This is a genomic window from Blautia caccae (genome assembly GCF_040095955.1).
Lineage (GTDB): Bacteria > Bacillota > Clostridia > Lachnospirales > Lachnospiraceae > Blautia > Blautia celeris.
This window is the reverse complement of sequence record NZ_JBBMFP010000025.1, coordinates 43,158-67,562: the sequence shown is the minus strand read 5'-3', so window position 1 is coordinate 67,562 and position 24,405 is coordinate 43,158. Positions and strand designations below refer to the sequence as shown.

The following is a 24,405-nucleotide window of genomic DNA, read 5'->3' as shown; positions in this document are numbered from 1 at the left end:
AGAGAAATCTCTATATTTTCCCTACATACAGGAAAATACTGCACAGACAATGGCACCTCCGTGAATGCTGTTGGCAAGCTCCAGCTCTCCCCCGTGCTTTTTGCAGAGCAGGGCACTGATGGACAAGCCTATGCCGAAATGGCTGCTGTCCTGACCGTCGTCCTCTGTCTTCTCCCTGTAATACGGGGAGACAGCCTTTGTAAGCTCCTCTTTTGAAAATCCTCTTCCGTCGTCCTTTACATACAGCCTGAGAGGTCCTTCCTCACGTTCTGCTTCCAGAAGCACTTCTATCTTCTTATCCGCATAACGGAGCGCATTGGACAAAAGATTCTCGGCCACTTCCAGCACAAAAAACTCATCTGCCAGCAGTTCTGCTGCGGGATTTCCCTTCAGCTTCACCTCAATCTCCATACCGCCGGTCTCTTCAAGCGCAGCTGCCGTCTCACGGGTCTTGTCGTAAAGTAAGGAAAGCGGTATCTTTTTTAACTGGGGAGCCCGCTCCTCCATACTGTGGATTTCCTTCATGGTTCCGCCGAAGTTTTTAAGCCGTCCAAGCTGTTCCTGCATGGTCTTAAGAATCTCCATGACCTTCTCCTTTGGCAGACGTCCATCCGGATAAAAGCGAAGCAGCAGGTCAACATAGCCCTGCATAACCGTCAGAGGCGTGCGCAGATCATGGGCAAACGCCGCATTGAGTGTTCTCTGATCTTCCGCCTGTTTCCAGAGATTCTCCTGATATGAGATGATTTTCAGACGCATGTTATCCAGGCATCTGCAGAGCTGCCCCATTTCATCTGCACTGTCATATCTGCAGGAATACCCCATATCATTTCTGGATATGTGCTGTGCTGCGTCGGTCATGATGGTAATGGGCTTTTTCAATTTATTTCTGTAGTACAGCCTGGACACAAAGGCGATAGCCAGAACGGAATACAGCAGCACACATCCATACTGCAGAAGATTGATGATTTCAAGAAGGATGACATCCATTTTCGTCAGTTCTTTTTCCGGTACAAAATATTCCAAAGTAAAGACAGCATTCTGGTCTTTATTGAATACGTTCTCTGATGTCTTATGCCCATATGGTGTCTCGATGATCCGTTTCCATCCATTACAGGTCTGTATGGTCATGGCAGAAGCCAGGCAGATTGCCAGCACAGCCACAAAGATATAAAGGCGCAGAGACTTTCTCAGATTCAGGTTTCTGATCCTTGTTCCCAGATTCTCCAGGTATTCCTCTATCCAATCCATTGGTATCCCACTCCCCAAACGGTTTCTATATAGTCATGATTTGTATGTTTTTTCAGTTTCTGCCGGATTCTTCTGATATGCTCCATGATAATATTGCTGTCCCCCTCCCCGTCATAGCCTCGAACTGCTTCATATATGCGTTCTTTGCTGAAGACCTGCTTTTTATGCATGGACAAAAATTCTATCAGGTCAAACTCCATTTTGGTGAAGGGAATCTGTTCCCCGTCATAAAATACTTTTCTCTGTGAGTAGTTGATAACCAGTTTTCCCTGAAATCGAAGCTGTTCTCTGGATGCCATACGCTTCTCCCGCCGCAGGTGCGCCATGATCCTGGCATCCAGTTCATCCATGCTGAACGGTTTCATAATATAATCATCTCCGCCGATCATCAGGCCATTGACCCGGTCCTGTTCCTCCACCCTTGCTGTGAGGAAGAGAATGGGACAGCTCACGTAATCCCTGATCCTTCTGCACACCTCATAGCCGTCCATACCCGGCATATTGATATCCAGAAGGATCATGTCCGGCTGTATCTTCATTTTATCCAGAGCTTCCTCCCCGTCTGCTGCAGTATAAATCTCATATCCCTGCAGCTCAAAATAATCTCTCAGCATGCAGCGGATATCCTTTTCATCATCCACGATCAAAATTTTCTCAGCCATATTTCCTCCCATCCTGCACTTATTGTCTGCCTGTATCTCATCCGGAGCCGGTATGGTTACTGTTCCATGCATGCCCGGCAACACGTTTCGCGATACACAGATATTGTAATAAGGATAACAAAAAATTCTCTATAAAATCCCTACAAATTTTTCGCACTTTCTGCCGGACTAAAAAAGCTGCCGAACATTTCTGCTCTGCAGCTTTTTCATTTCTGGTTTATGCTTTTTTCTACGGTTCTGTCTGTTCATGAAGCGGGTCTATTTATAAAATGTCATACGATAACTTTTATCAAAAGTCTCCCCTTCTTTAAGGGTGATAACATCCTTTTTATCGGAAATATCTCCTGCAAAGCCATAATCATCGCAGCGTCCCATCCACGGCTCCAGGCAGATATAAGGTCCTCCCGGCATTGTCCAGATTCCGAAATTTGTAAATCCTTCACATTCCATAACTACATAAGGCGTCCCGTCAGGATAACCGATTCCCACCCATTCAACCTGGGTATCGTCAAAAATCAGGGCATCCCTGTCAAACATATGCTCTGTGATGGGGCATCTGTAATATCCATCCGCCTCCTCCAGATTCAGTGTATATTCTCCGGCAGCGTCTGCTGTACCGCTGTCACCGTATACCAGTTTGTACTTAAGTGCCGGTCCCTTTTGAAACAGAAGATAATAATCCGTCTGTCTGCTGCCCTCCCATATGGGAACCCGAAAACCGGGATGGCCGCCAATGGTAAAATACATGATTTCTCCGCTCGTATTCACCACTTTCCACTCTACCGAAAGCTGCCTTTCTTCCAGGCGGTGGGTGATATACAGTTCAAAATCAAAAGGAAAGTAACTTCTGGTCTCCTCATCTGAAACCAGTTTGTGGGTGAGAACCGATGCTGTTTTGCTGATGCATACAAATTCTCTGTCCCTGGCAAACCCGTGCTGGCTGGTGCGGAATTCCTTTCCGTTCAGACGATATGTATTGTCATGATGTTTTCCCACATTCGGAAAGAGAATGGGCGCATGGCGATTCCAGTAAGGAGGCTCTGCCTGCCAAAGTTCTTCTCTTTCATTTTCCTTATCATATACACTGACCAGTTCAGCGCCATGGTCTTCCACGGATACTTTCAGATATTCATTTTCTAAAACCTGTCTCATAAACTCTAAGCTCCTTTTTCCAGTTCTTTGCTTACAGTTTATCACAAACAGGACGGACCGTGCAATGTGATTTATGCCTGATATATTTCTTCGATCAGCCTGCTGCTGAATTCCTCCTGAAGCTCCAGGTCAAATAAGAGCTGCAGAAGACCAAACCGGTTTCTCAAATCCTTTGCATAATAGATGCTTCTCTTGAAAACATCTGCTGTCACCTTGATCTGATCGGGATAATACGGTGCATCCATGGACTTCAGAATATCCATGATGGTTTCAGCCTTTGGCAATTCATCGATCAGTGCCTGGATCTTATCCAGATTCTCAAGATACGCCTCTCTTCTTCTTGCGACTTCCTCATCCTTATTTTTGCCGATGGACTGCTCCAGCTTCAGCACACCGGGTGCTGCCGGTCCGTAAGCTGCCTCGATTTCACCGCTCCAGGTATTGTAGTCAAAATGAGGAGCACTGTCCGGCACTGCATCTTTGCCAAGAACTCTCAGTTTTTCATACATTTTAATGGCTGCTACCGTTCCGATCCCTACTTTTGTACCGTGAAGGGGATCCGGCTGCTGATCCAGTAAAAACATCATTTCCCAGTAATGTGACATATGGTGCTCACTGCCGGACGCCGGCCTGGAATTGCCGATATAGCTCATGACAATACCGCTCAGAACAAGCCCTTCCATAATGGCTGCAACGGCCTCTTTGTCTCTTTCGGCCGCTTTTTTTGCATTGTCCACTACCTTCTGGATAGATTCTCTCACCATATCTGCCATTTCCGGACAATAATATTCCCCATTCATGATATGGGCAAGCTGCCAGTCTGTCAGGCAGACATATTTTCCCAGGATATCGCCGGCACCTGCCGCGATCATGGATAAAGGTGCCTGAGCCAGAATATCCAGGTCTCCGATGATCACTTTGGCCGTATGTGCCTCATATGTGGTTTTCAGATGCTTTATAATAAGCGGTGATACATTGGATGCATAGCCGTCCATGGACGGTGCGGTACCCACAATATAATAATCCAGATTCATCTTGTAGCTGATAAAACGGCACAAATCATTAATCGTACCGGAGCCTACCCCAATGATCAAATCGCAGTCCCTGTCAATCTCTGTCAGAAAATAGGTAACTGCCTCCTCATCCGGCACAAGTTCCCTGTCCTGGAAGACGATTGTCTGATATGTATACGCGGTCTCATCCAGCACTGCGCAGACCTTATCCCCTGCCACCTTTTTTGTATTGATGTCACAGACAATGCAGAGTTTTTTATAATCGTGCCTGCCGAGAATTTCAGGCAGACGCTCAATTGCGTTCTCCTCAATGATAATATCTTCTATGCTGCACACATGGGTCTTCCCACAGGAACAGTGATAGGGCTTCTCCAGGTATTTTTTCCAGTTTGTCTTTTCCATAATTTTGTTCTAATCCTTTCCGTCAGATTCTCTTTTTTGAAAGCCTGGTTCTATATTATTAGGGCTTTGGATAAAAAGTCATCCTTTACAGCCGGAACACAGACTGCAGGACACTTCATTTCTGTTTTTACTATAGCAGATTCCAACAGAATGTCAAACCGGGAATCAAATTATTAATTTATAGTATTATTAATATTTTAAATTATTAATGCCCATGGCTCTTCTTTCTTCTTCGCTGCTGTTTTCTGACAGTGAAAGATGGGAGATGATCCCCCGCAGCTCCTCTGCGATATTCTGAAGATTTACTTTAGAAAAATCCGTGGTGTCAATCTCCATAAGAGGACCCGGAAGCCGGAAATCCACCATGCCCCGCTCTGTGATTCCACGGATAAAGTCCTCCTGTGCGGGGACCGGATGGATAATACTCCCCGTTTCCCCTTCCGGTCTGGGGTAACAGTCATTGACAATATGGCCCATATGTCTGTCCGGGGAATCATTTCTTCTTGCCATTCTTTTATAAAGGACAGAGTCGTCACCAGAAAGGCGTACGGTCACTGCTTGACAGCCGTATCTGCTGAGCAGCTTTTGGATACCCGGCTTTGAGACATTTTCAAAATTATTCTCCAGTATGAAGGGCTGCCCGATCTTCATCATCTGTTCGGCAAAGTAATACATAATTTCCATCGCCCCGGTTCCCAGCGCCACTTTCTCTGCTCTGGAGTGAAATCCGATGGTATCGAACAAAATTTCTTTGATTTTATCCTTTGACAGCATAGGAATACACAAAGCCTCAGACAGGTACTCTGCCATGGTGCTTTTGCCGGATGCAGGAATCCCGGTCACTAATATACAATACATTTTCCTCCTCCTCATATCAGAGTGTGTTTCTGTGAATCAGCCGATTTATAGCATGGCAATATCTACTTTCACCTTCAACTTTTCCGCCTGCATAACAAAATCCTCAGAAACCTGGTCATCCGTGATCAGAAGATCATAGGCTGTGATCGGACAGACTGAGTGGATAGACTTTCTTCCCAATTTCTCGGACGGATATACCCCTATATTCATGGAACTGTTTTTCATGATCAGTCTTCCAAGCTCCACACCGGCACTGTTGTGTATGGAAGCACCATTTTCGATGGACAGCGCTGTATGGGACAGAAACGCTTTGTCCAGACTTATATTTTTCATCATCTGCATTGTATAGTAATCATGGCAGTGTCCACGGTGAGACATCTCACCCCCAAGTAAAATCGTGGACACATTCAGATGTTTCCGCAGTTCATCGGCCACCGTCACGGAATTCGTCACAACTGTAATTGAAAACTCTGTGGGCAGACATTTTGCCATGTAATAGCCGACTGCAGAGGTAGTCAGATATATCACGTCATTTTCCGAAATATACTCCACCGCTTTTTTAGCTGCCGCCAGACATGCCTCATCCGTATCTGTATTCTCTTTGGGATTGTACTGCTCTTTGGGATACTTTCCCTTGGGACCGGCACTGATCGCCCCGCCATGCGTCCTCTTTAAAAGCCCTCTGCTTTCCAAAGAACGCAGATCCCTTCTGACACAGTCCGAAGATATTTGAAAACGTTCCTGTATTTCCGCCACTGTAATGTGACCGGACGTATTAACCATATCCACAATCAGCTTTTGCCGTTCTTCCATAAACATGCCTTACCGCTCCTTTCTGTGATTCTGCAGGCAGGAAACCATATCCGGCATATCTCTGCCATGTGGTACCTACATGTGATACCTCCCTGTGATACCTGAATACATGCTTCACATCCTGGGTAATGCCGGTTGCAGAATAAAAATGAAGTAACTTAATTTTATATGATACCGATTCCACTTGCTATTTTCTATAATTGCCTGTTATAATTGGCTCTGGTTTATTATTTGCGTTCTTGTTTGTATTTTTTCTCGTTTGTACTTGTTTGCATCTTGCTTTAATCGACATATTCTCATTTATACTTGTTTATGCTGTTTTATCCTTATTGATGAATAATTATAAGAATATCATACGCCTTATCTTATTCGTTTTCAAGCACAAATAAGAATCATCCCAAATTCTTTCAAAATTTAAATTCATCGTGTTCATTTGTAAATCATCAATCACCAATCGATTTCCATCACCACAAATCGCATTGCAGTATAAATAATTTGTTTCCATATCCAAACAAATATGAAATCTCCAAAAACAAAAAGCATCTTCCAACCCTACCCTTCTGCATTCATAAAATATAATGCAGAAAATCCGGTTTGGAAAATGCTCATTTATAATATAAGATATATTTCATGTACGAATCATTCATTACTATATGGATAGCCATTCTAACAACGGAATATTTTCAGGCAGTTACAGACATTTCTATACTTTCGGATAGGAACTGCTCCCTCTCACAACCAGCCTTGGTTCATATTCTATGTGATGGACCATATTCTCTTCACTGCTGCTCTTTTTCGTTTTTTGCTCCCCCATTTCCTGAATCAGGATCTCACAGGCATCCTCGCCCTTCTTCGACACATAATGTTCCACTGTCGTCAGATCAATTCCTCTAAATCCGGAAAAAAGAAGATTATCGCAGCCTATGATTGAAATATCTTCCGGTATTCTGTACTTTTCCTTCAGCAGTGCATCCCTGATACCGAGAGCGACCATATCGTTTGTTCCTGCAATAGCTGTAATCTGGGGCACCTGCTGAATCAGCTCCAGCGTCAGTTCATATCCGGTCCTGTACTCCATATCAATTTCCTGGAACATAATATCCATCTCTTTTGGAAGACTTCTCACATACACACCATCAGAACAGCCCGCATCTGCAAAAGCATCACAGAACCCTTTGATCCTCGCCCTCCTGGCAGACTGGCGCTCTGTCAAGGGTGTGGAAATAAAGCCAACCTTCCTATGCCCTAATCCCAGCAAATATTCGGCAAGCATACGTCCCATTTTTTCGCTGTTGAGCTCCACGGTATCTATCCCGGAAACCACATCCTTCTCACCAATCAGAACAACAGGTATTTTCTTTGCCACATGCTGCAGCGATTCCGGAAAAGTGGGGGCAAATGTATAGATAACCCCTGAAGGATTCAGCTTTTCTATTTTTTTCAGATATTTCTCCTCTGTCTGGTAATCCCTTCTGGTATTACACAAAAAAACATCAAATTTATTTTTCTGTGCCGTTTTTTCAATTCCCTGTATCAGAGAAAAATAGTAGGGGTTCGTAAAGTTCGGACAGACCACAAATATGGTACCGCGCATGCGTATTCTGGAGGTACGCGGCTTTTTCTCATTGGTATATCCCAGCTCTTTTGCTGCCTGCTCCACCTTCTTAATTGTCTCTCTGGAAAAAGAAACGTTATACTTCTGATTCAGAACCATAGATACCGTGGCCTGAGAAACCCCTGCTCTCTTTGCCACATCCGTTGATGTCACTTTCTTTCGATTCATAAACTTTCCTCTGTACTCGTCAGCTCTTTTTATACTGTGTTCTTTTCTGTGTCATACTTTGTCTGCATACCATAAACCCGTCGTTTTCCACAGCTGCCGCCGCAGACTGCTCTATATACTTTGGTTTTTATATTATCACAAAAAAGCAGGCGTGACCAGAATCATATGTATATAAACTGATATTTTATTGTGTTATCTCAAAAATAAAAGTTATCTCTTTCCTGTTTTGATAAATTCGATCAGCTCCTCCACATCATCGAAATCATCATAGTCACCCTTTAAGCCCTCCCGGTGATAAACAATACCATTCTTTTCATTCTTCTCAAGACAATCAAGCAATCCCTCTTCCCCATATCGTTTCATAAACCGCGTAAATCCATACGGCTTGATTTTTTCCAATAACCCTTTCTTGCAATCCTCAGTACACGCAGAGCAATGACTGATATTCTTATCAGATGAACACTTTCGGTTTTCACACCATTCTTTATCCGGACATTCGCCGGAATTGCAGCCTGCGCAATTTACATTCTCAGAACACAAACAACAGGCAAGTCCACACCTTGCAATACCTAATTCTCTTTTCATTACATGTTCTCCCGCATATTTTCTATAAGTCGTAACGGTTATGTACCCCCACAGTCACAAACCAAAATCCAAGGAAAATCGCCTTTGGCGATGGGGTTTCGCCTGACTCCTAAATGTTTTCTTACGGTCAGCGCAGTAAATGCGCAGACTTACTGAATAGTCAAATAGTCATTGCTAGAGCGTGTTTGAAAATTCATTCCGACAATCTGCACGCCCCAGTTTGCTGAAAGCAATTTTCAAACACACTCTAGTCTTACTTTTGTTCGGCGGAATAATATGGAACGCACAGATAAGCCCCTTCATATATTACATCACTTTTCAGATGATTCATCTGCATGACTTCATCAATATATTCCTGCTGTGAGACGTATTCTTCTGTCATATAATCCCCGGCAATATCCCACAGACTGGTACCTTTTTCAATCTGAATACTGGTATAATATTTGGTCCGGCTGCTGTCAGCGGTTCCCGCATTGGCTGTAGCGGCTGCCCTGACAGAAAAAAACAATGTTATCACCAAAGCCAAAAAACCAATCCCCAAAAGTTTTGCTCTGTCTGCTCTCTGTTTTCTTACTCTTCTCCTGTTTTCCCTCATAGTTTTCTCCTCCGTACATGCAAATATATGTTCGCGAACATGCGTTCTTTTTCTATAACCCATCATAATACAAGAACACATGTTTGTCAATAGGAATCGAACAAATATTCCGAATATCTGTTTGCATTTCATGCCGAAATATGTTATTATATTTTTAAATAACTGTGAGAGTATCAGACAATATCACATCGATCATAAACCCCACTCAAACAGAACCGGAGGTATCACTTATGTCATATGGAAAAATCAGTAAAAAACAATCCGAAATTTTAGAATATATGAAAAATGAAATCCTGAACCGCGGTTTCCCGCCGTCTGTACGCGAGATCTGCGAGGCAGTCAATTTAAAGTCCACTTCCTCTGTCCACTCCCATCTGGAGACGCTGGAGAAAAACGGTTATATAAGAAGGGACCCCACCAAACCGCGGGCAATCGAAATTGTGGATGACAACTTCAATCTGGTGAGAAGAGAGACCGTAAATGTACCTATCATCGGAAAAGTTGCCGCAGGCGAACCGCTTCTGGCAGTACAGAACGTAGAAGGCTACTTCCCCATTCCCTCCGAATACATGCCCAACAAGCAGACCTTTATGCTGGTCGTACAGGGTGACAGCATGATCAATGCCGGAATATTCAGCGGTGATTATGTAGTGGTGGAGAAGCAGGAGAATGCCGAAAATGGCGATAAGGTTGTTGCACTTGTGGAGGATTCCGCAACGATCAAGACCTTCTACAAAGAAAAAGATCATATCCGTCTGCAGCCGGAAAATGATTTTATGGACCCCATTGTCATATCACCGGACCAGCAGTTTCAGGTTCTCGGCAAAGTGATCGGAGTATTCCGTTTTATGAAATAAAGGTTCAGAATCCGTACCATCTAAAGGATATACATATAGCAGAGTTATCAAATAAACAAAAAAGTCCTGTTGGGTGATAATCGTTTTACAGGACAGCAAAAGCTGCCGTACAGAAATAACCATCTGTACGGCAGCCCCTTAAAATACCAAATTATCCAAAACACGAAACTTTTTTATTTATCCAGTTCTTCCTTTTCGATCAGGGAGCCATCTCTCCAGATTCTCTCCAAATCATAGAAAAGGCGGTTTTCCTCATCAAAAATATGAATCACCACATCCCTGTAATCCATGAGAATCCAGTTTGCGTTCTGGTATCCCTCAATCTGTTTTGGTTCAATCTGCGCTCTTCCAAGAATTTCTTCCACATTATCCGCCATGGCCTGCACCTGATTCCGGTTGCTGCCGCTGGCAATAATAAAATAATCTGCCAAAGTGGAGACTTTCTCTATATTAATGATCTTTACTTCCAGCGCTTTTTTGTCTTCCAGTGCTTCACACGCCATCCGTGCAATTTCCTTGCTGTTCATATATTTGCCTCCTTCTGTGTTTTTCTGTTATAAATTTCTTCATAATAGATAAATGCTTCTTTTGTAGCCGGGTCCAGTGTCTTCGGATTGCTCCCTAGATAATCCAGGGTATCTTTCAGCACTTCATACATGCACACATCCAAATCCTCAAAGGCCAGCCTGCGCACTTTATCCAGATTGGGTGCCTTATCCCTGCCCGGTTCAATATAATCTGCCAGATAGATGATCTTTTCAAGCTGTGTCATCTCCGGCCTGCCTGTGGTATGCCAGCGGATAGCAGACAGAATCTCCTTATCCTCTACCTCATACTTTTTTCTTGCTATATAAACTCCCAGTTTCGAGTGAAGAAGAAAGGGTGCCTTCTCTTCTATCTCAGATACCGGAATATTCTTTTTTTCACACAGCTTCAGCTTCTTCTCATTTGGTATGCATTTCGCACAGTCATGAAGCAGGCCTGCTGTCTGCGCCTTTTCCAAATCACAGCCGTGGGCCATAGCCAATGCTGCTGCTGTGTACATAACCCCAAGAGTATGCACATACCGTTCTTCATCAAGATGCTTTTTCAGCTTTTTTGAAAAGGCTTTCAAATCATAGTTCATCCGTATCACATTCCTCGTAAATATGGTTCTCCCTGATATATGCAATGACATTGTCAGGCACATAATACTTTATAGTCCTCTGCCCTGCTATCCAGGAGCGGAGCATAGCCGATGAAATGTCTATGTTCAGGGAATTCAGTTTGCGGAAGGTTCCGCTGTATTTTTCCTCCAGGAAACGAATCGCCTCATCCAGCCGTTCCTGACTGGTATGATTCCGGGTCGCCGCCACCACAGTACACGCTCTGCATATTCTGCCCGGTTCTCTCCATTTGTCAAAATCAAAGAGAGAGTCAGCTCCCAGAATAAAGAAATAATCTGTATCCGGGTGCTCAGCCCTCAGACGTTCCAGCGTTCTGTAAGTGTAGGTGAATCCATCCTCATTCATCTCCTCCAAAGAGAGGGAGAAGTGCGGATTGGAAGCGATCGCCCTTCTCACCATTTCACTGCGCTGTTCATCCGTTGCCCGGTGAAGACGATTCCTCTTGTGGGGAGGATTTCCTGCAGGCATAAAAAGTACCTGGTCTAAGTCAAACTGCTCATAGGCTGTCTCGCCCAAAATCAGATGTCCAATATGGATGGGATCAAAAGTCCCGCCCATGATGCCCACTCGTTTTCTTTTCTCGCACATGACTGTTCCTCTTATCAGGATATCCTATTATGGAAGAAATATTTTCTTCTTTTCTTTTTTTCCTTCTTTATATAAAACAATTTTCTTGCCAATCACCTGTACCACCTGGGATTTAGTCCTCTCAGCCAGCATTTCTGCAATCTGCCTCGGATCATCCATGCAGTTCTGGAGAACATTTATCTTGATCAGTTCTCTGGCCTCCAGCGCCTCAGCGACAGACGCCGTGTTTTCCGGTGTCAGGCTGGATTTCCCAATCTGCAGGATGGGGTCCATGGTCATTGCAAGACCTTTTAAATACGCCCTCTGTTTACTTGTCATGTTATCTCCTATTTGTAATAATCAAAATCAAAGCCGTACATCCGTACAGTGTCGCCTTCTTCAATTCCCGCTGCTTCCAGGTCAGCCAGAATACCACTCTCCCTAAGGAACTTCTGGAAGAAAGAAAATCCTTTCTCTGAATCCAGATTGGTATATCCCAGCATCTTCTCAATCTTCGGCCCTTCTATATAGAACAAGTGCTCGTCCTCTTCATCCTGTTTTACGGTATACGGAAGATTCTCTGTGATCAGCACATCTTCCGGGAAGAATTCCTGTTCAAATATAACTGGTTCTTTGTCGATCTTGTCCAGAAGACTCTTCACATAATAGAGAAGTTCCTTCAGACCTTTTCCTGTAGCTGCGGATATGGAAAACACTCGGATTCCCTGAGGTTCAAACTCCTGTCTGATGCGTTCAACCGGATCTTCGTCCTCGCTGTAGATCATATCTGTCTTGTTGGCAGCGATCACCTGGGGACGCTCCATGAGTTTTGGATCATAAGCTTCCAGTTCTTTGTTGATTTTATAAATATCATCTATGGGATCTCTTCCCTCTGTGGACGCTGCATCCACCAGATGGATCAGTACGCGGGTCCTCTCAATATGACGCAGGAACTGATGGCCAAGTCCCACACCTTCTGATGCACCCTCGATCAGACCCGGAATATCCGCAATGACAAATCCGTCACAGCCTTCCAGATCTACAACTCCCAGATGAGGATTGATAGTTGTAAAGTGATAGTTGGCTATCTGCGGCCTGGCATTGCTCACTCTTGTCAGCAGGGTGGATTTTCCAACGTTTGGAAATCCGATAAGTCCCACATCTGCTATCACTTTCAGTTCCAGCATCACCTCAAGCTCCTGGGACGGCTGTCCCGGCTGGGCATATTTTGGCACCTGCATGGTAGCTGTGGCATAGTTCATGTTTCCTTTGCCGCCTCTTCCGCCTTTTAACACTACTTGTCTTTTGTTTTCTCCGGACATGTCAGCAATGACTTTTCCGGAAGCTGCTTCCTTGATCACGGTTCCTTCCGGAACTTTCAAAATAATATCTTTTCCGTCGGCGCCATGACATCTCTTCTTGCCGCCTTCCTGTCCGTTCTCTGCCGCGTATTTTCGTTTATGCCGATAATCGGTCAAGGCATTCAGACCTTTATCCACTTCAAAGATAACGTCTCCGCCTCTGCCGCCGTTGCCGCCGTCAGGACCGCCGTTTGGAACATAAAGTTCTCTTCGGAAGCTCACATGGCCGTCACCGCCTTTTCCGGAACGGATTGTGATTTTTGCTCTGTCTGCAAACATAAAAACCTCTGACTTTCTAAATCTGCCTTAGCAGATATATTGCTAAAAAAAGCGGCTTCAAACCAAAACGATTTGAAGCCTCCCTTAATTCATGACAATAGAAAACCTGCAAGCGCAGATTCCATTGTTACTCTGCTGTTACCGGTACTACAGAAACCTGTTTTTTGTCTCTGCCTTTTCTCTCAAAACGAACAACACCATCTACTAATGCAAATAAAGTGTCGTCGCCGCCGCGTCCTACATTCACACCCGGATGAATTTTTGTTCCGCGCTGTCTGTAAAGGATATTTCCGGCTTTTACAAACTGTCCGTCTGCTCTCTTTGCGCCCAGTCTTTTGGATTCGGAATCTCTACCGTTCTTGGTAGAACCCACACCTTTTTTATGAGCGAAAAACTGAAGGTCCATTCTTAACATGTCCTTACACCTCCTCGAATATGACATCAATATATTGTCTGTTTTCTTCTTCGTCTTCCATTCTCTGCAATCCGAGAATGAGGGAATTCAGCAACAATGCTGCTTCTTTGGAAGGTTTTGCCTCCAGCCTGAATACGATACCGCCATTTTCCCTGTCTACATCCACTTTAAAAGCATCTTCTGTAAACTCTTCAATGGAATTCACCGCATTGATGACAAGAGCGGAAATAGCTGCACAGATGATATCCTCACCCTGCTTGGCATACCCGGCATGTCCACTGGTGTCAAAGCCTGTCACAACACCGTCACTGTCCTGATAAAACGTAATGTACGTCATAATTAAGCGTTGATTTTTTCAATCTTAACTTTGGTGTACTGCTGTCTGTGACCGTTTTTCTTGTGGTATCCGGTTTTCGGTTTATATTTGTAAACGATAACCTTTTTTGCTTTACCGTTTTCAACTACAGACGCGGTTACAGTAGCGCTTGCTACGTCTTCACCAACTTTTAACCCATCATTGTTTACGGCAAGGACCTGGTCAAATGTAACAGTTTCTCCAGCTTCTGCTCCAAGTTTTTCTACTCTGATAACATCGCCTTCGGCTACTTTGTACTGTTTACCACCTGTTGCAATAATTGCGTACATATGGCACCTCCTATTATCATTACTCGCCAAATTATGGTGGCTGACTATTTCACAGCGCTTCAAACCTCTTTGTGCGGCATACTCGCTTATAATAGCACAAGAATATCTGTTCGTCAATATATTCTTGAAAATTTTGTAGGAATTTTGTACAAAAAAGCCATCACCAAAGGAGGTTTGTACCGAACCGTTACAGGTATTTCAGAAAAACGGTGAAATTTTCCACCGGACTCTGCCTTATCATCTCCCACAGGGAGTCCTCAAAGAAAATCCCATACAAAAATAACACGCCGCCTATCATTGCCGGTATCACGGAACAGATGGTGAGAAATACGATCCAGAATGTCTGATGTTCTTTCGGAAAATAGGGCACTTTTCTTCCTTTTTCCCTTCGTATCAGATAACCCGCCGTATAAATGGCAAATGGTGCCACGCAGCCAATCGCCACATAGATTCCCAGTGCTGCCATGGGGATACCTGCTTCCATGAGGTATTCCGCACCTGCCGCTGCATCATTTTCAGTCTGTCCAAAAGTAAGAAGCGTCGGCAGAAAATTATTTGCGAAATGAAACAGTGCCGGATAAACCATATTCTCTGTTTTAAGCATCAGCCAGGACAAGGCTCCGCCCAGCAGCGCAGTTGGCACAAAGCGCCATACACTGCCATGAAACAGGCCGAAAAGGATTCCCATGACCAGCACGATCAGCCATTCGCGTTTCAGGCTTTTCAGGCTGTGCAGAATTACACCTCTGTGCATTGCCTCCTCACAGACAGCAGGCATTACAGCCGTTATAAATACAGAAAGCAGCAGCGGCACACTGGCGATCATATCATTCAGAGCGCTGCCGGTACCGAACATCTGCCTTGGAAACAGCCATGCGATCACCATGGTAGCCGGCAGAACCAGGGCGTAGACTCCTGCCCACAAAAGCAGTGTCCCGAAGACTTTGCTCCATGCCGGTTTTCTGATCGGAAAGACCTCTGCAAGATCCGCACCGCAAAGCACCGTGATTCCCACGGACAGCAAAAGCAGGTACAGCTCCGTCATTGCCAGCCCGTACATACCGAACTTCATCTGCATCCAGGCAATAATTGTATAGTAGGAAGCCATAACCAGTACAAACAGGAGTATTCCGTGTACAGGCTTCAGTTTTTTCTTCTGCAGGTTTCCGAAATCATCGTATCCGTTTTCCATCTAACACCGCCTCACGTAATGTATCTCCCTGATACATTAATTTCAGGGAAAAGAAAGGATGGTCCTCATCTAAAAGCTTGAAGAATATCTTGTCCCCCTCCCAAAGGTTCAGATTCAGCACTTCTTTTTTCTGTACCCATTCCAGAGTGCCCTCATTGCAGGCACACAGAGTGCCTTCATATCCATCTGCTGTGTAGAGACACATATATTCTGTGTCCGGTTCCCCTGTCAGGGGTTTGAAAATAAAGGTGACAATGCCTCTGAATTTGTAGGAAGTAAGCGTCAGGCCCGTTTCCTCTTTTACTTCCCGTAAAAGACAGTCCTCCGGACTTTCATCCTCCTCAAAATGTCCGCCCACACCAATCCATTTGTCTTTATTTACATCAGACTCTTTTTTAATCCGGTGCAGCATCAGATAGCTGTCGCCTTTCTCAATATAACACAGCGTTGTAAGCATGGATTTTACTTTCATAACTATGATTACCTTACACTTTCCTGATATTCTTCCCGAAGCTCTTCTGCCAGGGATTTCCTTATTTTTTTGCGGGTCACTTCCACAATATTCAGTTTCGTAATGTCCACCACATTCCCCTTGACCGGGTCCTGATTCAGGTATCTCTGCAGGGCCTGCAGCAGCTCATCTTTATCTTTTTGCTCTTTCAGATTAATGAAATCTATTAAGATCATTCCGGACAGATTGCGGAGACGGAGCTGCCTTGCGATCTCTTTGGCTGCCTCCAGATTAATTTTCCGGAAGGTCTCCTGGGAATCCTTTTTACTGGTATATTTTCCGGTGTTCACATCAACGGAGACAAATGCCTCTGTCTGCTGGATCACTAAAAACGCCCCTGATTTCAGCCACACTTTTTCAGAAACCGCCTCTTTGAGTACTGATTCCAGTGAATATAAGCGTGACAGAGGCAGAAGCTTATCCTCATAGAAACGCAGCTTATCAGCCGGCATTCCATAGTATTCCAGATAGCGTGAAACCTGGTCACAAAGCTCTCTGTCGTCTGTGACGATCTCATCCAGGTCCTGTTCATACACATTCTGCAAAACCTGCAGGTATTCCGGCAGATTTTCATGTATCAGGGAAAAACAGGTTCTTGTCAGGGCTTTTTCTTTTACCTGATGCAGGCATTTCATCAGCCGTTCCAGCTCGGACTGCAGTTCTTCCTCCGATGCGTTTCTGCTGTTAGTGCGCACAATGATACCGGCATCATCCGGCAGAATGGGACTGAGTATTTCCTTCAGCCTCTTTTTCTCCTCTGCGTTTAATTTCCCCGAGAACCCCGGCACAGCCTTAAGAGCGGTCACAACCAAATATCTTCCCGAGAAATTCAGATCACAGGTCACACAGGGAAGCTTTCCCCTGATGGGCTCTCTGCACACCTGCACCAGGAGTTCATCACCCGGCTTCAGCTTCCCGTTTTTTTTCCGGTTGGTATAGATAGGAATTGCCTTTTCGTCCATAGAGTAATAACACATGATGCCATCCGCTATTTCTATGAAGGCCGCACGTATATTTTCAGCGATATTTTTTACTTTTCCCACATAAATATTGCCCAAAATATTCTTATGTTCAAACCGGCACAAGTCAAGCTGGCAGACACGCCCGTCCTGCACAAGGGCCGCCGCCAGCCGTTTTCTGCCGGAAATATCCATAGGCGTCAGAATCAGCTTACTCAATTTCCTCACCTAAATTTTCCAGCGGCACGAGATGCCGCTCCTCCTCTGTGCCGTTGTCGGCATAAAGTTCGCTTCTATGCACCATAAAGGCCCATTCATCGTAAGGCACACCTAAAAATGCACAGAAAGCTTCCATTACAAGCTCAGGCTTGGTGTTGTTGGAACTCCCCGCCGCCAGAGTCAGGTAAATGCTCCCCTCATTTTCTTCCATATGATATATAAAGGGGCGGATGTCCACTTCCTTTTCACTTTTCTTTGTCTTTTTCAAGATTGTGATGGATGGCTGGGCCGTAAATTCCGCAATTTTCTTCTTCCAGTCCTCTGACGGCTCTTTTCCCTCCCGAAAGGTGAGTACATAGTCAGCAGCAGCCACAAGAGACATGGCCTTTCCCGCCTTGCCTTCTTCTACCTGGCGGATGCTTAAAATGCGCATTCCCTCCACCATGGCATCATTCAGCCTTTTTACCATTTCTTCTGATGAAGAGGCACTCTTAAGCTCTAAATCAAAGTATTCACCTGTGCTGGTTATCCCCACACCCAGAGGTGAGGCAAAGGACATAATCATGTGAGGACTGTATCCTTCTGAAAATGCCGCATCCAGTCCTGCGCGTTTTACAGCTTTCTGGAAATACCGCATGATATCCAGATGACCGATAAATTTCATGGCCCCTTCTTTTGCAAATTTCACTCTAACCTTCAATGCAGACACCTCCTTTATAAGAAGCTGCTCCGCAGCCGGAACATTTTACCCGGCAATTTGGTGTCACAACTCCCTCTTTTGCTCTCTCCCATTCTTTTAGAAGGAATTTTTTTGCTACCCCCGCGTGAATAAAGTCCCAGGGGAACAATTCATCAGCCGGACGCTCACGAAGCGTATAAAATTCCGGATCAATGCCCAGTTCTTCAAAGGCCTTCATCCAGATATCATAACGGAAATATTCGGACCATGCATCAAAAACAGCCCCGTTTTTGTAGGCCAGCTCCAGAACATCACAGATACGTCTGTCACCCCTTGCCAAAATCCCTTCCAGCACCGTGACATCTGCCTCATGGTAATTGTATTTGATACTCTTCTGGTTTAGCTGCGCACGGATCTCATCTTTCACAACTTTTGCTTTTGCCAGATACTCCTCTTTGCGGCACATGGAAGCCCACTGGAAGGGGGTAAACGGTTTCGGCACGAAAAAGGACGTACTGGCTACGATCTGGCATCTGCCCCGGCGCTGTTCTTTTGGTATTTCATAATATTTCTTGGCGACTTCTTCAGCAAGATGGGCAATGCCTTTCATATCCTCCTCTGTCTCCGTGGGGAGTCCCAGCATAAAATACAGCTTCACTCTGGTCCAGCCTCCGGCAAATGCTTCTGCCGCACCGTTTAAGATAACTTCCTCTGTCAGTCCTTTATTGATCACATCGCGCATACGCTGTGTTCCCGCCTCCGGGGCAAAAGTCAGACTGCTCTTCTTGATATCCTGAACCTTGCTCATAACATCCAGAGAAAAGGCGTCAATACGCAGGGAAGGAAGGGAGATGTTCACATTTCTTGCGGAACACTCCTGAATCAGATAATCTATCAATTCCGGCAGTTTGGAATAATCACTGGAGCTTAGGGAACTCAGGGAAATTTCTTCATGCCCGGTACTTTCAAGCATAGCCTGGGCCGTCTTTTTCAGGAATTCCACATCGCGCTCCCTGGTCGGTCTGTAAATCATCCCTGCCTGGCAGAAACGACATCCCCGGATACATCCCCTCTGGATTTCCAGGGTAACACGGTCCTGTGTGGCCTTGATAAACGGCACCACCGGCTTTTCCGGATAACAGACATCTGAGAGGTTCATGACAACCTGTTTTTCAATTATCTCTTTGGCATGCGGATTATTGGGGGTAAAGGACGCAAGTGTCCCATCCTCATGGTACGACGCGTCATAAAATGCCGGAACATAAATACCCGGTATTTCGGCGGCGCGTTCTAAAAATTCTTTTTTGCTTTTTCCAACTTTTTTATATTCCTTATAGATGTCCAGAAATTCATCAAAAACCGTTTCTCCCTCACCGATATAGAACACATCAAAGAACTCGGCCAGCGGTTCCGGGTTATAGGTACAAGGACCTCCGCCTATGACGATGGGGTATTCTTCCCCTCTGTCTTTCGCGCGAAGGGGCATATGGCTCAGATCCAGAATCTGCAGAATGTTCGTATAACACATCTCGTACTGGATGGTTATGCCGAGAAAATCAAAGTCTTTTATGGGATCCTGGGATTCCAGCGCAAATAACGGAATCTGCTTTTTGCGCATAACCGCGTCTAAATCCGGCCATGGAGAGTAGACACGTTCACACCATACATCCTCTCTTTTATTAAACATATCATATAATATCTGTATTCCCAGATGGGACATTCCGATTTCATACACATCCGGGAAACACATGGCAAAACGTATATCCACCTCATCTTTGTTCTTATTTACCGAGTTTACCTCATTACCAATATAGCGGGCGGGTTTCTCGATTTTTAGTAATATTTCATCACTTAAAGCTAATTTTCTCATTATTTCTCCTTGATATTTTTTAAAAATATACACAATATCAAACTATTCCTTCAGCCCACATCTCAACACAGGCCGACACAATTATAGCTCCATGCAGTATACTGTCCATATGAATGCTGCCTCACAAACACAATTTGTATCACTGTGATGCATGCTTGTTCAATTATACGCAGTTTGAGGAAGAACTTCAAGTAAAATTTGGTCTGTGCAGGCAAAACACCGGAATCATCAACAATCCGCAGGGAGATTACTTACCGGAGATTCCTCCCCCAAAGGGGGCACATTTTTTTTCGGAAATTGTTCTTTCAGATAACGGTAAAATGCCATCATATTCTCTGTCAGCACTTTATTATTTTTCTTAACAAAATTCACATCCCAGGTAAATCTGTCATCAGGGAACTTCTCATACCGAAGCCTGGCATCATCCGGCCGAATCGTATGGCCCGGAACCACAAACAGAAGATTATTGTGCTGGGCAATCTCTTTCAGTGAATTAAAATCACTGGACGCAATCACTATCTCCGGCTCAAAGCCCGCATTCCTGCAGGCAGTGTCAAAATTATGGCGGATATGAAACTGCGTGCTGAACATGGCATATCTCTGCCCTTTCAAATTCTCCATGGTAATCTTTTCTTTTTCATACAATTCATGGGTACACGGAATACACAGATACACGCCCTCCTGAAACAACAGCTCCGATGAAAGCCTCTCCCTGTCCACCACTCCCGTCGTGATACAAAAATCATATTCATCCTTCTTCGCAAGACTTTCCAGATAGTAATCCGTATGGTCTGAATACTCGATCTTCACATGGGGATGCAGCCTTTCAAAATCCCCTATCAGCCGGTAAGGCAGCGAAGAAACCACCCCGAATGCCATACCCAGATAAATCGTTTCCTGCGGCATATCCTCAATCTGCGTGATATGGGAGCACACATAATTCTTCCTCTCCAGAATAATACGGCACTCATTCAGAAAATACGTCCCAAACCTTGTCGGCGACACACCGTTAATATCCCGGTTCAGAAGCACACAACCAAGCTCCTCCTCCACTTCCCGGATGGTCTTTGATATCCCCTGCTGCGAAATATGATACGCCGCAGATGTCTTATTAATGCTCTTATATTCACATACCGCTACGAATAACTCCATTTGCCTGAATGTCATGTCCTAATCTCCTGTCTAAATCAGAAAGAATGCCTCTAACGCTCTGCCGGAAAAGATATTGAGGCCCCCTTTACCACTACAACCTTTTCCTTGTAATAGTACAATGTTTTTTCTTCTTTTTCAATCGCGGAATTTGTTATATATTTAACTTATCAAACAAACGTAAACGAAACTAAGGAGGTTTCCCAATGAAAAATAAGTATTATCCGCATCTTGCCAGCCCAATCACCATCAACAACCTGACATTCAAGAACAGAATCCTGGGCGCTCCCATGTCTAATCCCGAATTAGACTCTGACTGTAATATGCGCAAGGAAGAAATCGCATTTCACGAGAACCGTGCCCGCGGCGGCCTGGCAGGCGTTGCCATCGGTCTTGGCATCGTGGATGCCATCGGACGTTCCCACACGAAGGAAGTCAAGCTCTACGATGTTATGTCGCTTCCCTCCCTGAAGGAAGCTGCTAACGCCATGCACCGCCATAACTGCAATGCCGTTATGGAACTTGCCCACGGCGGCAAATTCGCCAATGCCCGGGGCCATGGAAGCGCAGAAGGTGTCAATATCGGCCCCAACGACGAGATCAACGGAGAAGGACATCCGGTCCGCAGCATGACGGAAGAAGACATCTACAGAGTTGCCGACTGCTTTGGCCAGGCTGCCAAACTGGTAAAGGAAGCCGGATTCGATATGGTACTGATTCACGGCGGACACGGCTGGCTCCTTGGACAGTTCAGCTCCCCGGCTATGAACCACAGAACAGACAGATGGGGCGGCAGCCTGGAAAACCGTATGCGTTTTTCTCTTCTTGTCATTGAAAAAGTAAGGGAAGCCGTAGGTCCTGATTTCCCCATCGAATTCCGTATGAGCGGTGCCGAGTTTACCAAAGGCGGATACGGTATCGAAGAGGGAATCGAGATGGCAAAAGCCATAGACGGCAAAGTTGACATTATCCATGTATCCGCCGGCGTTCACGAAGACCCGGAAGTATTTGTGCGTACACATCCGTCCATGTTCATTGAGCACGGCTGCAACGTATATCTGGCCGCAGAGATCAAGAAGCACGTCAAGACACCGGTGGCTACCCTGGGCGGCCTCAACGACCCGGATATGATGGAGGAAATCATCGCCACAGGCAAAGCAGATATCATAGAGATTGCCCGTCAGTCCATCTGTGACCCCTACTTTCCGGAAAAAGCATTTTCCGGCAACAAAGACGACATCACCCGCTGCTGCCGCTGCTTCACCTGCTTCTACAACTACCTGACAAACAGAACCTTCTGCTGCGCTTTCAATCCGGTTGTCGGCAATGAGCTGGAACACAAACATGCCTTTCCGCCTACAACACCGAAGAAAGTCATCGTAGTGGGCGGCGGCCCCGGCGGTATGGAAGCAGCCATCACAGCCGCAGGACGGGGACATTCTGTCACTCTTTACGAGAAAAACAGCCGTCTCGGAGGACAGCTTCTCTCCGAGCAGTACATACCATTTAAACAGGATATGTATAATTTTGTCAAAGTACTGGAAGGCCGCCTTGCCAAATCAGGTGTGGATGTACGCCTGAACACAGAGTTGACCGCAGAGCAGGCAGCCGCAGAAAATGCTGACGTTATCATCACTGCCATCGGTGCCAAACCCATTGTTCCGCCGATTCCGGGAATTGACAATGAAAAAGTTGTGGGGCTTACCGCTCTTCATCAGCCGGAACCGGCCCTTGGACAGAAGGTTGTCATCCTCGGCGGTGGACTTGTCGGTTCCGAATGCGCCATTTACCTGGACGGACTCGGCAAAGACGTAACCATCGTTGAAATGAAAGATGACTGGGCAGCAGATTCCTATTTCATGCACAAAAATGCCATGAAGATTTATATGCGCGACAGCAACATCAAGATCCATGTGAACACCACGGCAAAGGCAATCACTGACAAAGGCCTTGTATGCCAGACTCCTGAGGGCGAGCTTGTTATCCCCGCAGATAATATCCTGCTGGCAGCCGGAATGAAAGCTGACCGAAAAACTGCCGAAAGCTTTTACAATGCAGCACCACGTGTATTTGAAACAGGTGACTGTATCAAGGCAGGACGTGTTGTGGAAGCTGTCACTACGGGTTATTACCGGGCAATTGATATTTAAAGACTCGATTTATGACTTAACTACTCCATATTGGAACATGAAAGGATTAACATTATGGAAAAAGGCAGCAACCGAAGGGTGAAAACCGCCATTTACCTGTGTGCCATCCTGATGATGGGGGCTATCGCTGTGGCAAGCAATATTGCAAGTATTGCCGCAGCCTTCCCCGAGGCAGGCCAGACAAAAGTTGTCGCATATCTGATTTCTGCGCCCTGTCTGGTGGTTATACTGGTCACATTGGTTACAGGAAAACTGATGGATTTTGTCCCGAAAAAGACATTGATGATTGCAGGCGTTCTCTTCTGGCTTGTGGGGGGAGTTCTGCCTTACTTTATGGACAGTCTGGGGCTGATCCTTGTCATGCGCCTTATCTTCGGCGTAGGCGTGGGAATCGTCCAGTCCCTCTGTCCGGCACTGGTTATTGAGAATTTTGAAGACCCGGCCGAGAGGGCGAAAGTCATGGGAAATATGACCGCATTCCAGATGCTCGGTGCGATCTTCTTTTCATTGGTCTCAGGCAACCTGGGCAGAATCAGCTGGAATATTGCGTTTTTAGTTCATCTCATCGCAATGGTATCCCTGATAGCCGCTGTCACCTGTATCCCCTACAAGCAGCCGGTTAAGACAAGTTCTTCCGGTGAAAAGGGGAAATTTCGTCCTACCGCTATGATGTGGGTATGGTGCGCGGCGTTCTTTGTCTATATGTCCGGTGCACAGACATATGCCAACTTTGCATCCTCCCTCATCACGGAACAAGGTCTGGGTGACACGGTGGCAGCCGGTTATTCACTGGCATGTTTCGCCCTTGGCGGATTTGTTATGGGATTTATTTTCGGCAAAATTGCAGATATATTCAAGAAACTTACGCTTACCGTTGGCTGTGTGGTACTGTCATTATCCTTCCTGATCATGACATTTGCCGCTAACCTTCCCATGTCCTATCTGGGCGCGTTTATCTGCGGACTTGCCTTCTCCATCTGTATGCCGTGCATCTTAAACGGCGCAGGCGGAGCGGTTCCACAGGCTTCTTCCGGTATGGCAGTTTCCATTGCCACCTGCATGCAGAATGCAGGTATGACCGTGTGCCCGTACCTGGTGACAGCCGGCGGCGCAGCCTTTGCAGCTTCCGGGAAACTATCCGGAACACAGGGAGCCATGCTGTTCTCTATTATTATATTACTTGTACTGGCAGTGGCATTTACGGTGATTGGATTCGCCGGAAATAAGAAAACAATATAAAGTATAAAACAAGAATGGATCTTACACCAACTG

The 24,405-nt window shown here is 45.5% G+C and carries 27 protein-coding genes; 3 read left to right on the top strand and 24 right to left on the bottom strand.

The features are described 5' to 3' along the window. Window positions 1-21 precede the first annotated feature (21 nt). From WMO65_RS21615 to yneA, 10 genes are all read right to left on the bottom strand, one after another. Window positions 22-1,251 carry a HAMP domain-containing sensor histidine kinase gene (locus tag WMO65_RS21615; protein WP_148393850.1) on the bottom strand — a complete coding sequence of 410 codons (1,230 nt, stop codon included), beginning with the start codon at window positions 1,249-1,251 and terminating at the stop codon, window positions 22-24. Further along, window positions 1,239-1,913: a response regulator transcription factor gene (locus WMO65_RS21610; RefSeq protein WP_148393849.1), complete on the bottom strand. Its 675-nt coding sequence runs from the start codon at window positions 1,911-1,913 to the stop codon at window positions 1,239-1,241. The genes WMO65_RS21615 and WMO65_RS21610 overlap by 13 nt, the downstream gene beginning before the upstream one ends. 258 nt (window positions 1,914-2,171) lie before the next feature. Continuing rightward, window positions 2,172-3,065 carry an aldose 1-epimerase family protein gene (locus tag WMO65_RS21605; protein ID WP_148393847.1) on the bottom strand — a complete coding sequence of 298 codons (894 nt, stop codon included), beginning with the start codon at window positions 3,063-3,065 and terminating at the stop codon, window positions 2,172-2,174. 71 nt (window positions 3,066-3,136) lie between these two features. After that, window positions 3,137-4,480 (bottom strand): sn-glycerol-1-phosphate dehydrogenase, encoded by a 1,344-nt coding sequence (locus tag WMO65_RS21600; protein ID WP_148393845.1) that lies wholly within the window; start codon window positions 4,478-4,480, stop codon window positions 3,137-3,139. Between the two features lie 189 nt (window positions 4,481-4,669). After that, the gene (locus WMO65_RS21595; RefSeq protein ID WP_148393843.1) at window positions 4,670-5,338 is read right to left on the bottom strand and encodes a P-loop nucleotide/nucleoside kinase family protein; all 669 of its coding nucleotides are present in this window, start codon (window positions 5,336-5,338) and stop codon (window positions 4,670-4,672) included. A gap of 45 nt (window positions 5,339-5,383) precedes the next feature. After that, window positions 5,384-6,157 carry a DeoR/GlpR family DNA-binding transcription regulator gene (locus WMO65_RS21590; protein ID WP_148393841.1) on the bottom strand — a complete coding sequence of 258 codons (774 nt, stop codon included), beginning with the start codon at window positions 6,155-6,157 and terminating at the stop codon, window positions 5,384-5,386. A gap of 697 nt (window positions 6,158-6,854) precedes the next feature. Further along, a complete protein-coding gene (locus WMO65_RS21585) occupies window positions 6,855-7,934 on the bottom strand; it encodes a LacI family DNA-binding transcriptional regulator (protein ID WP_103732666.1) in 1,080 nt (359 codons plus the stop codon). 210 nt (window positions 7,935-8,144) lie between these two features. Next, complete coding sequence (locus tag WMO65_RS21580) at window positions 8,145-8,519, bottom strand: hypothetical protein (RefSeq protein WP_033139579.1); 375 nt, start codon at window positions 8,517-8,519, stop codon at window positions 8,145-8,147. 149 nt (window positions 8,520-8,668) lie between these two features. Next, window positions 8,669-8,752 carry a DUF6783 domain-containing protein gene (locus tag WMO65_RS26595; RefSeq protein ID WP_353964003.1) on the bottom strand — a complete coding sequence of 28 codons (84 nt, stop codon included), beginning with the start codon at window positions 8,750-8,752 and terminating at the stop codon, window positions 8,669-8,671. 20 nt (window positions 8,753-8,772) lie between these two features. Next, complete coding sequence (gene yneA, locus WMO65_RS21575; protein WP_148393840.1) at window positions 8,773-9,114, bottom strand: cell division suppressor protein YneA; 342 nt, start codon at window positions 9,112-9,114, stop codon at window positions 8,773-8,775. Window positions 9,115-9,344: 230 nt separating this feature from the next. Between yneA and lexA the strand changes: the two genes are divergently transcribed. Continuing rightward, window positions 9,345-9,971: a transcriptional repressor LexA gene (gene lexA, locus WMO65_RS21570; RefSeq protein ID WP_033139577.1), complete on the top strand. Its 627-nt coding sequence runs from the start codon at window positions 9,345-9,347 to the stop codon at window positions 9,969-9,971. A 173-nt stretch (window positions 9,972-10,144) separates the two neighbouring features. Here lexA and rsfS read toward each other — a convergent pair whose 3' ends face one another. From rsfS to WMO65_RS21500, 14 genes are all read right to left on the bottom strand, one after another. Next, window positions 10,145-10,498 (bottom strand): ribosome silencing factor, encoded by a 354-nt coding sequence (rsfS, locus tag WMO65_RS21565; RefSeq protein ID WP_054353217.1) that lies wholly within the window; start codon window positions 10,496-10,498, stop codon window positions 10,145-10,147. Continuing rightward, entirely contained in the window at window positions 10,495-11,097 is a 603-nt protein-coding gene (gene yqeK, locus WMO65_RS21560) for a bis(5'-nucleosyl)-tetraphosphatase (symmetrical) YqeK (RefSeq protein WP_033139575.1), read from the bottom strand. The genes rsfS and yqeK overlap by 4 nt, the downstream gene beginning before the upstream one ends. Then, window positions 11,087-11,725 (bottom strand): nicotinate-nucleotide adenylyltransferase, encoded by a 639-nt coding sequence (nadD, locus tag WMO65_RS21555; protein WP_033139574.1) that lies wholly within the window; start codon window positions 11,723-11,725, stop codon window positions 11,087-11,089. The genes yqeK and nadD overlap by 11 nt, the downstream gene beginning before the upstream one ends. A 27-nt stretch (window positions 11,726-11,752) precedes the next feature. Beyond that, window positions 11,753-12,043 carry a ribosome assembly RNA-binding protein YhbY gene (gene yhbY / locus WMO65_RS21550; protein WP_033139573.1) on the bottom strand — a complete coding sequence of 97 codons (291 nt, stop codon included), beginning with the start codon at window positions 12,041-12,043 and terminating at the stop codon, window positions 11,753-11,755. Between the two features lie 8 nt (window positions 12,044-12,051). Then, complete coding sequence (gene obgE, locus WMO65_RS21545) at window positions 12,052-13,344, bottom strand: GTPase ObgE (RefSeq protein WP_103732820.1); 1,293 nt, start codon at window positions 13,342-13,344, stop codon at window positions 12,052-12,054. A 127-nt stretch (window positions 13,345-13,471) separates the two neighbouring features. Further along, entirely contained in the window at window positions 13,472-13,759 is a 288-nt protein-coding gene (gene rpmA, locus WMO65_RS21540) for a 50S ribosomal protein L27 (protein ID WP_018598162.1), read from the bottom strand. Between the two features lie 4 nt (window positions 13,760-13,763). Further along, on the bottom strand, window positions 13,764-14,096 hold the full coding sequence (locus WMO65_RS21535; protein WP_033139571.1) for a ribosomal-processing cysteine protease Prp: 333 nt from the start codon (window positions 14,094-14,096) through the stop codon (window positions 13,764-13,766). Between the two features lie 2 nt (window positions 14,097-14,098). Then, entirely contained in the window at window positions 14,099-14,404 is a 306-nt protein-coding gene (gene rplU / locus WMO65_RS21530; RefSeq protein ID WP_033139570.1) for a 50S ribosomal protein L21, read from the bottom strand. Window positions 14,405-14,591: 187 nt separating this feature from the next. Then, on the bottom strand, window positions 14,592-15,596 hold the full coding sequence (locus WMO65_RS21525; protein ID WP_256139591.1) for a CPBP family intramembrane glutamic endopeptidase: 1,005 nt from the start codon (window positions 15,594-15,596) through the stop codon (window positions 14,592-14,594). Next, window positions 15,577-16,068: an NUDIX hydrolase gene (locus WMO65_RS21520; RefSeq protein ID WP_033139568.1), complete on the bottom strand. Its 492-nt coding sequence runs from the start codon at window positions 16,066-16,068 to the stop codon at window positions 15,577-15,579. The genes WMO65_RS21525 and WMO65_RS21520 overlap by 20 nt, the downstream gene beginning before the upstream one ends. Window positions 16,069-16,076: 8 nt before the next feature. Continuing rightward, window positions 16,077-17,294, bottom strand: coding sequence for a ribonuclease E/G (locus WMO65_RS21515; RefSeq protein WP_148393667.1), 1,218 nt, complete (start codon window positions 17,292-17,294; stop codon window positions 16,077-16,079). Then, window positions 17,278-17,985, bottom strand: coding sequence for a TIGR03936 family radical SAM-associated protein (locus WMO65_RS21510; protein WP_148393666.1), 708 nt, complete (start codon window positions 17,983-17,985; stop codon window positions 17,278-17,280). Before WMO65_RS21510 ends, WMO65_RS21515 begins: the two co-directional genes overlap by 17 nt. Beyond that, entirely contained in the window at window positions 17,975-19,834 is a 1,860-nt protein-coding gene (locus WMO65_RS21505; protein ID WP_033139565.1) for a TIGR03960 family B12-binding radical SAM protein, read from the bottom strand. The genes WMO65_RS21510 and WMO65_RS21505 overlap by 11 nt, the downstream gene beginning before the upstream one ends. A 228-nt stretch (window positions 19,835-20,062) precedes the next feature. Beyond that, a complete protein-coding gene (locus tag WMO65_RS21500; RefSeq protein ID WP_148393665.1) occupies window positions 20,063-21,001 on the bottom strand; it encodes a LysR family transcriptional regulator in 939 nt (312 codons plus the stop codon). A 188-nt stretch (window positions 21,002-21,189) separates the two neighbouring features. Between WMO65_RS21500 and WMO65_RS21495 the strand changes: the two genes are divergently transcribed. Both WMO65_RS21495 and WMO65_RS21490 read left to right on the top strand, forming a co-directional pair. After that, window positions 21,190-23,133 (top strand): oxidoreductase, encoded by a 1,944-nt coding sequence (locus WMO65_RS21495; RefSeq protein ID WP_148393664.1) that lies wholly within the window; start codon window positions 21,190-21,192, stop codon window positions 23,131-23,133. Window positions 23,134-23,187: 54 nt separating this feature from the next. Beyond that, a complete protein-coding gene (locus tag WMO65_RS21490) occupies window positions 23,188-24,372 on the top strand; it encodes an MFS transporter (RefSeq protein ID WP_148393663.1) in 1,185 nt (394 codons plus the stop codon). The last annotated feature ends 33 nt before the right edge of the window (window positions 24,373-24,405 follow it).

Coding starts and splice junctions, on each gene's coding strand:
- WMO65_RS21615 (WP_148393850.1), bottom strand. CDS start 1,251: ATGGATTGGATAGAGGAATACCTGGAGAATCTGGGAACAAGGATCAGA.
- WMO65_RS21610 (WP_148393849.1), bottom strand. CDS start 1,913: ATGGCTGAGAAAATTTTGATCGTGGATGATGAAAAGGATATCCGCTGC.
- WMO65_RS21605 (WP_148393847.1), bottom strand. CDS start 3,065: ATGAGACAGGTTTTAGAAAATGAATATCTGAAAGTATCCGTGGAAGAC.
- WMO65_RS21600 (WP_148393845.1), bottom strand. CDS start 4,480: ATGGAAAAGACAAACTGGAAAAAATACCTGGAGAAGCCCTATCACTGT.
- WMO65_RS21595 (WP_148393843.1), bottom strand. CDS start 5,338: ATGTATTGTATATTAGTGACCGGGATTCCTGCATCCGGCAAAAGCACC.
- WMO65_RS21590 (WP_148393841.1), bottom strand. CDS start 6,157: ATGTTTATGGAAGAACGGCAAAAGCTGATTGTGGATATGGTTAATACG.
- WMO65_RS21585 (WP_103732666.1), bottom strand. CDS start 7,934: ATGAATCGAAAGAAAGTGACATCAACGGATGTGGCAAAGAGAGCAGGG.
- WMO65_RS21580 (WP_033139579.1), bottom strand. CDS start 8,519: ATGAAAAGAGAATTAGGTATTGCAAGGTGTGGACTTGCCTGTTGTTTG.
- yneA (WP_148393840.1), bottom strand. CDS start 9,114: ATGAGGGAAAACAGGAGAAGAGTAAGAAAACAGAGAGCAGACAGAGCA.
- lexA (WP_033139577.1), top strand. CDS start 9,345: ATGTCATATGGAAAAATCAGTAAAAAACAATCCGAAATTTTAGAATAT.
- rsfS (WP_054353217.1), bottom strand. CDS start 10,498: ATGAACAGCAAGGAAATTGCACGGATGGCGTGTGAAGCACTGGAAGAC.
- yqeK (WP_033139575.1), bottom strand. CDS start 11,097: ATGAACTATGATTTGAAAGCCTTTTCAAAAAAGCTGAAAAAGCATCTT.
- nadD (WP_033139574.1), bottom strand. CDS start 11,725: ATGTGCGAGAAAAGAAAACGAGTGGGCATCATGGGCGGGACTTTTGAT.
- yhbY (WP_033139573.1), bottom strand. CDS start 12,043: ATGACAAGTAAACAGAGGGCGTATTTAAAAGGTCTTGCAATGACCATG.
- obgE (WP_103732820.1), bottom strand. CDS start 13,344: ATGTTTGCAGACAGAGCAAAAATCACAATCCGTTCCGGAAAAGGCGGT.
- rpmA (WP_018598162.1), bottom strand. CDS start 13,759: ATGTTAAGAATGGACCTTCAGTTTTTCGCTCATAAAAAAGGTGTGGGT.
- WMO65_RS21535 (WP_033139571.1), bottom strand. CDS start 14,096: ATGACGTACATTACGTTTTATCAGGACAGTGACGGTGTTGTGACAGGC.
- rplU (WP_033139570.1), bottom strand. CDS start 14,404: ATGTACGCAATTATTGCAACAGGTGGTAAACAGTACAAAGTAGCCGAA.
- WMO65_RS21525 (WP_256139591.1), bottom strand. CDS start 15,596: ATGGAAAACGGATACGATGATTTCGGAAACCTGCAGAAGAAAAAACTG.
- WMO65_RS21520 (WP_033139568.1), bottom strand. CDS start 16,068: ATGAAAGTAAAATCCATGCTTACAACGCTGTGTTATATTGAGAAAGGC.
- WMO65_RS21505 (WP_033139565.1), bottom strand. CDS start 19,834: ATGAGAAAATTAGCTTTAAGTGATGAAATATTACTAAAAATCGAGAAA.
- WMO65_RS21500 (WP_148393665.1), bottom strand. CDS start 21,001: ATGACATTCAGGCAAATGGAGTTATTCGTAGCGGTATGTGAATATAAG.
- WMO65_RS21495 (WP_148393664.1), top strand. CDS start 21,190: ATGAAAAATAAGTATTATCCGCATCTTGCCAGCCCAATCACCATCAAC.
- WMO65_RS21490 (WP_148393663.1), top strand. CDS start 23,188: ATGGAAAAAGGCAGCAACCGAAGGGTGAAAACCGCCATTTACCTGTGT.